Source organism: Neobacillus fumarioli NBRC 102428 (genome assembly GCF_001591485.1).
Taxonomy (GTDB): Bacteria; Bacillota; Bacilli; order Bacillales; family Cytobacillaceae; genus Neobacillus; species Neobacillus fumarioli.
This window is the reverse complement of record NZ_BCUZ01000152.1, coordinates 1-5,907: the sequence shown is the minus strand read 5'-3', so window position 1 is coordinate 5,907 and position 5,907 is coordinate 1. Positions and strand designations below refer to the sequence as shown.

Below are 5,907 nucleotides of genomic sequence, written 5' to 3'. Positions count from 1 at the left end.
ACACTACCCAATTTATATAAGCGATTTTCGAATTAACGCTTGAACACCTTTAGGCACATAAACTATTACTTTTGCGCCCGGTTCATTCACTGTAATCCAGCCAAGACCCGAAATGACAATGTCCGTCTTTGCTTCCTTAATAAAAAACTCTTGTTTTACGAGTTTTGGAAATAAATCCAATTGTTCCTGCCTTGGCGGTGTGAGCATTTCACCAATATGTTTTTCATATAACAGATCGGCATTTTCTGTTTTTGTCCGGTGAATCTTCAATTCATTGGAAATATAACAAACAAATGATCTTCTCCCCCCGCTTACATAATCTAAACGGGAAAGACCACCAAAAAATAAGGTTTGTCCTTCGTTTAATTGATAAACCATAGGTTTTATTTCTTTCTTTGGTGTAATGATTTTTAAATGGCGTTTATCTACATAATGAGCCATTTGATGGTGATTAATAATTCCAGGTGTGTCTGTTAATGCTCGTCCGTCCTCAAGTGGAATTTCGATGACATCTAATGTCGTACCTGGAAAATGAGAAGTCGTGATTACATCCTCTTCACCAGTAACCTCTTTAATGATTCGGTTAATAAATGTAGATTTTCCCACATTTGTACAGCCTACTACAAAGACATCTTTCCCACTGCGATACTCGTCAATCGCCGATGCTGTTTCTTTTATTCCCCAGCCTTTTGACGCACTGACAAGAAAAACATCATCCGGTCTCAGCCCAAGTTCATTTGCCTCTGTTTTCATCCAATGAATCAATTTATGATGTTTAACTGATTTAGGAAGTAAATCGACTTTATTTCCGACAAGAAGTACTTTATTGTTTCCAACAAAGCGGTGTAATCCTGGCAGCCAGCTGCCGTTAAAATCAAAAATGTCAACAATCATGACAATTAATGCTTCTCTTGCCCCAATCCCATTCAAGATCTTTAAAAAATCATCATCGGTTAACTGGACATCTTGGATCTCATTATAGTGCTTAAGCCGGAAGCATCTTTGGCAAATAATTGTTTCTTTTTCCAACGCTGAGGGGGGGGCATAGCCGATTTGTTCTGGATGTACCGTCTGAATTTTCACACCGCACCCAATACATACATGTTGATCTACATTACTCAAAGTTTTAATCCTCCCATTGTAACATCCCTTTTTTCCGCAGCCAATTCAATATTCTCCGTTCCAGCAATCTGTTAAATTTGGTCATAAAACCATCCGATTGCGAAACTGGAACAACAAGGATCGTATGGAACCCGCTGAGATTGCCGCCGAGGACATCCGTCATTAGCTGATCGCCAATTACAACAGCCTCTTCCTTTTTGATCCCCATTTGTCGAAGAGCTCGTTTAAAGGCTTTGGTCATCGGCTTTTTCGCCATAAAAATAAAGGGGATTTGAAGCGGGGCAGCAAATGCCTTCACTCTTGCTTCATTATTATTCGAAACAATGGTTACAAGTATATTATGTTTCTTTAATTCCTCGAACCAGCTGATTAATTTCGGTGTGGCATTGGGACGATCCCACTCCACCAGTGTATTATCTAAGTCAGTTATAATCCCTTTTATGCCTTTTGACTTTAATTGTTCAGGCGTGATATCAAAAATACTTTTCACATGCTCATTTGGTAAAAAGATCTCAAGCACTAAGTTTACACCTCATTAACTTTCTGTATTTGCAAGAGTTGGGATAGGTCATGTCGGCATTCTTGTACCATCATAACCAATTTCATCCTTTGTTTCAAAAGAAACGCGGTGCTAATAGATGAGTGATTAGGATGAACAAAAATATTTTTCGACAAATTTCTACTTTTCTTTCACTTGTGGATAAAGTTATTAACATTTTACCCATTGAATCATTTACTATTTTCCAATTTATAAACAAATTACCAACAGTTTATCCACCGGTTATGTGGATAAAATGAACGATTGTTCAATAGGAATAATTTTGGTAGATTAAGGGTACTAACCATTTGGAACTTACTATTGTATGTCTTCTTGAGTAAAAATAGAACCATTAAAATAAATGGAGGTGGAATCTGACATGCGGAATCTGTCAGATGAGTTATTGATTGAATCCTATATTAAAGCAAAGGAACTGAAACTAAGCCCGGAATTTATCAGCTTGATTGAGAAAGAAATTCTCCGCAGATCCCTTGCTCATAAAATTAAAATTTCTTCATAAATTTCTCTTGCTGCCCTTTATAGGGCATTTTTTATACTTCTATTCGAAAGGTTTTCATTCATCTACTGCTTTATGCATCCGTCCAAGTTTCTCGCCAACTTTTAACTCCTGTGGTGTTTGTAAATCAGGATTCAATTGGAACGTATGCTTTTCAAATAATAAGACGACAGTAGAGCCGAAGCTAAAATAGGCCATCTCACTTCCTTTTTCTAACGCTGAACCAGTATGAGTCGTTTCGATCGAGTTAACAAACATTGCCCCGACCTTGACGATCGCTACATGTCCATATTCTGTTCTAACTTCAGTAATCACACGATAGTTTTTTGAAAGCGTATGAACGCCGTATTTCAGCCCCAATTTATTAACTGGATAGGATTTGCGTCCCAGTTTCCATTGTTTTGTCACCCTTCCGCTCACAGGGCTATGGATTCGGTGATAATGGCTGGGACTTAAATAAAGGATGATATAAGTTCCATTTATATATTTTGTGAGAACTTCCGGGTCACCAAGCATTTCTTCAATGGAATAAGTCTTCCCTTTGACAACAATTTCGCTTGTTTCTTTAATCGGACCAATATCCTCCAAAACCGCATCGACCGGGCTGACCACCGATTCGGCATTAGTATCAATGGATCTAGCCCCTTTTTTCAGCCTTCTAATAAATAATTCATGCAATGTCGGATATTCACTCAAGCTTTTTTCCATTTCTTCCTGATTGAGATGATAGGCTCTTGCAAATAAAGGAACCATAAAGCGGCTCGTACGCGAACGGGCAAATTTTCTTAATATGCCAGATGTCCACCTCCCATTTGTCAGCTCGATCAAAAGACGATAAAACGTTTGAATCATGATATACCCCCAAAAAGTGTAAAAATACTCTTTACGAACATTCATAAAAGCCTTAGAATGAAATAAAACAGAATAAAATTTGGAAAATTTACATTTTCTCTACTAGAAAGGAGTGGTGTTGAAAACATGTTTTTATTGCATGTTCTTGACCAGACAGTTAAAAAATTTAAAACCCAGATAGCCAATATAATGACAATCGCAAATTTATTGTTAGGCGGCTTTGCTATTTGTTTCGTAATAAACGGGAACTTGCAATTAAGCTTACTGCTGATCTTTCTTGCAGCACTCGCTGACCGCTTTGACGGCATGATTGCCAGAAAATTCAATATCGAGTCAGAACTTGGCAAACAATTAGATTCCATGAGTGATATTATATCATTTGGTGTTGCACCGGCACTACTGATGTATCAGGGAATTTTGCATGAATTTGGTGGTCCAGGTTCTTTTTTTACCGTTTTCTATATCGCCTGCGGCGCATTTCGCTTAGCCCGCTTTAATATCACGGAAAGCAATGGGTATTTTACAGGTCTGCCTATCACAGTTGCTGGCGTCCTAGCAACACTAAGCTTTATAACAATACCTTACCTGCCATCAGAAACGTTTATATTGATTACCATCATTCTATCATTCCTAATGGTCAGCACCTTTAAACTGAAAAAAGTTTAAGAACAAAAAGATCTGTGACTTACTTTTGTCCCGTTGGAAGTAGGTCATTTTTATTATTGTCTGCTGATTTTCGTCTTTTATGATTTTTCAAAAAAGGATGTGATTTAAAATCTTGTGAATAAATGATTGTCTTCGAAAAACAAAAAAACACCAACCTTAAAAAGTTGGTATTTTTTATTGTTATCTATTTAGTTTTCTTTCTAATTCCATTAAGGCATCAGTCAGCTTGCTGTTCAAATTGCTTAATGCTTTTTTATCCATAGTTGTTGCTTTTGAACCCGCGACAGTTGGGTCAAGATAGGTTTCTATTTTATCGTAAAGGTCTTTATGATCCTTTTTTACTTCATCTTCAAATGAAGACCATTGATCCTCTAATTTAGGCCCTACTTCCTTTACTTTTGTCTGGTCCCCAGAATCAATTGCTTTGGATAACTGCTTTGTAGTGTCCAACATTTTATTTACACCATTTGAAACTTTGCTATGATCAGAGCTGCAACCTGCTAAAAGTAACAATCCTCCAAGTCCAATTGATAAAATCATTGATGTTAATTTTTTCATGATAGTTTCCTACTTTCATTTTTAATAATATTTGCCGCAGTATGTTTTTGTTTTTTTAATAAAAGTATAATAACCGCACCAATAACAAGAATTACTTGTGGTATTGTACTTTCCCATGATGGGTAAAGTGCAAAAAATTCTATACTTGGGATATGCGAAGTATTTGTTGTTTGTATTAAGCCCGCCAGTTGTAAACTGTGAATTCCCATTCCTGTAAACTTAATACAAAGATAAAATACGATAACACTTGAAACCATAAAGAATGGACGAAGTGGCAATTTCACCCCAACATAAATCATGAGGTAAGCCAAGATTCCAAGTATTGCTGCTCCGATAAGAAAACCAAAAAGTAATGACTGAAGTTTAATTTGGCTTGCCATTCCTATATAAAACAATACAGTTTCAGTCCCCTCACGGAATACTGCAAGAAAGGCAAGAATTCCTAACGAAACTAGTTTACCAGTTGATAACGCAGTTTGGCTTTTTTCGCGAATATACCGATTCCAATCAGCAATATTGGATTGACTATGAAGCCAATAGCTCATATACAATAGCATGACTGCAGCAAAAACACCTGTCCAGCCTGCGATCAGCGCATTATTATTGCCAAAAGCTCCAGATGAAATCACAAATTTAACAATAAGAGCCAGGATTACGCTAACACCCAGACCTGATAACACCCCAGTCCAAATCCAGCCTTTTCCTTTTCCATCTCCTGATTTTTTCACGAAAGACATAAGAGCAATTACAACGAGCAATGCTTCTAAACCTTCACGAATAAGGATCATCGCTGCATCCCAATAAGTGTAACTTGTTTTCTCAACTAAAGGGGTAAGATATTTAATCATGTTATCAATTGTTTTTTCAGCTTCTTTATAATTTGGTGGATTAGCAGCTAACATAGCTTGGATCGTGACCAAATCTCTTTCAGAATCACTGTAAACGGAAGAAGATTGTGCGACTACTACTCCTTCAACGCTTAACCAGCTGCTGCTTGCCTTTTTAATACCCGCTAATGCCCCTGACTGATTATGTTCCTTCACTTCTTTCTTCGTTTGTTGAAGGAGAAAAATAAAATCATCTAAAGATATATTCTCTTTTTTAAAACTTGCATCTTTTGGATAGCCGCCACTCGTAAACTTTTCGTTTACAGCTTTTAGACTTTGTAAAGCCTTTAAGACTTGATCTTGCTTCTTTAGAGTGAAAGCATAGACAACGGTTCCCATATTCGATTCAATATCACGATAAGCGGCAGCAGATTCAGCTTTTATCCCATCTTCTATTTCTCTCCAGGTTTTATCAAATTGTTCATAAGCCGTTTGTGCTTCCGTAAGATTCCCTTTTGAAGCGAATTTGATCGCTTTGTCAACAGATACCTCCGCTTTTTTCATATCCTCGCTAGAATTTCCAGCCGCGTTTACAGGAGTATGTATTACAAATCCTAATAGTAATAGAAGGATAAATAATTTAGGTAATAGGTTTTTGTTCATTAAAATCCTCCTAAGAAGTCGTTATTGATAATGACTTTCAATGTCATCCTTGCATTTTCATTTTATTTTAATTGATAATCATTGTCAATTAGTTTTTTAGGTATTGGTGGAAGAATAACGTGCAGAATTAAGTAGATTTCTTAATTAATGAAAAGTAGGGGCTG

The 5,907-nt window shown here is 36.7% G+C and carries 7 protein-coding genes; 2 read left to right on the top strand and 5 right to left on the bottom strand.

Going from position 1 to position 5,907, the window contains the following annotated elements:
* Positions 1 to 12: 12 nt before the first annotated feature.
* The gene (yqeH, locus tag BFU02S_RS14380) at positions 13 to 1,122 is read right to left on the bottom strand and encodes a ribosome biogenesis GTPase YqeH (protein WP_066372045.1); all 1,110 of its coding nucleotides are present in this window, start codon (positions 1,120 to 1,122) and stop codon (positions 13 to 15) included.
* A 4-nt stretch (positions 1,123 to 1,126) separates the two neighbouring features.
* On the bottom strand, positions 1,127 to 1,642 hold the full coding sequence (locus BFU02S_RS14375; protein ID WP_066372041.1) for a YqeG family HAD IIIA-type phosphatase: 516 nt from the start codon (positions 1,640 to 1,642) through the stop codon (positions 1,127 to 1,129).
* 397 nt (positions 1,643 to 2,039) lie between these two features.
* On the opposite strand from BFU02S_RS14375, the gene BFU02S_RS14370 reads away from it, so the two are divergent.
* The gene (locus BFU02S_RS14370) at positions 2,040 to 2,180 is read left to right on the top strand and encodes a sporulation histidine kinase inhibitor Sda (protein ID WP_066372029.1); all 141 of its coding nucleotides are present in this window, start codon (positions 2,040 to 2,042) and stop codon (positions 2,178 to 2,180) included.
* A gap of 54 nt (positions 2,181 to 2,234) precedes the next feature.
* Here BFU02S_RS14370 and BFU02S_RS14365 read toward each other — a convergent pair whose 3' ends face one another.
* On the bottom strand, positions 2,235 to 3,029 hold the full coding sequence (locus tag BFU02S_RS14365) for a phosphatidylserine decarboxylase (protein ID WP_066372026.1): 795 nt from the start codon (positions 3,027 to 3,029) through the stop codon (positions 2,235 to 2,237).
* Positions 3,030 to 3,155: 126 nt separating this feature from the next.
* Here BFU02S_RS14365 and pssA point away from each other — a divergent pair, with 126 nt between their 5' ends.
* A complete protein-coding gene (gene pssA, locus BFU02S_RS14360) occupies positions 3,156 to 3,695 on the top strand; it encodes a CDP-diacylglycerol--serine O-phosphatidyltransferase (protein ID WP_066372018.1) in 540 nt (179 codons plus the stop codon).
* 180 nt (positions 3,696 to 3,875) lie between these two features.
* Here the strand turns inward: pssA and BFU02S_RS14355 are convergent, their stop codons facing one another.
* Positions 3,876 to 4,253, bottom strand: a complete 378-nt coding sequence (locus tag BFU02S_RS14355; protein WP_066372015.1) for a hypothetical protein — start codon at positions 4,251 to 4,253, stop codon at positions 3,876 to 3,878.
* Positions 4,250 to 5,743 (bottom strand): FTR1 family iron permease, encoded by a 1,494-nt coding sequence (locus BFU02S_RS14350; protein WP_066372011.1) that lies wholly within the window; start codon positions 5,741 to 5,743, stop codon positions 4,250 to 4,252. Before BFU02S_RS14350 ends, BFU02S_RS14355 begins: the two co-directional genes overlap by 4 nt.
* Positions 5,744 to 5,907 lie beyond the last annotated feature (164 nt).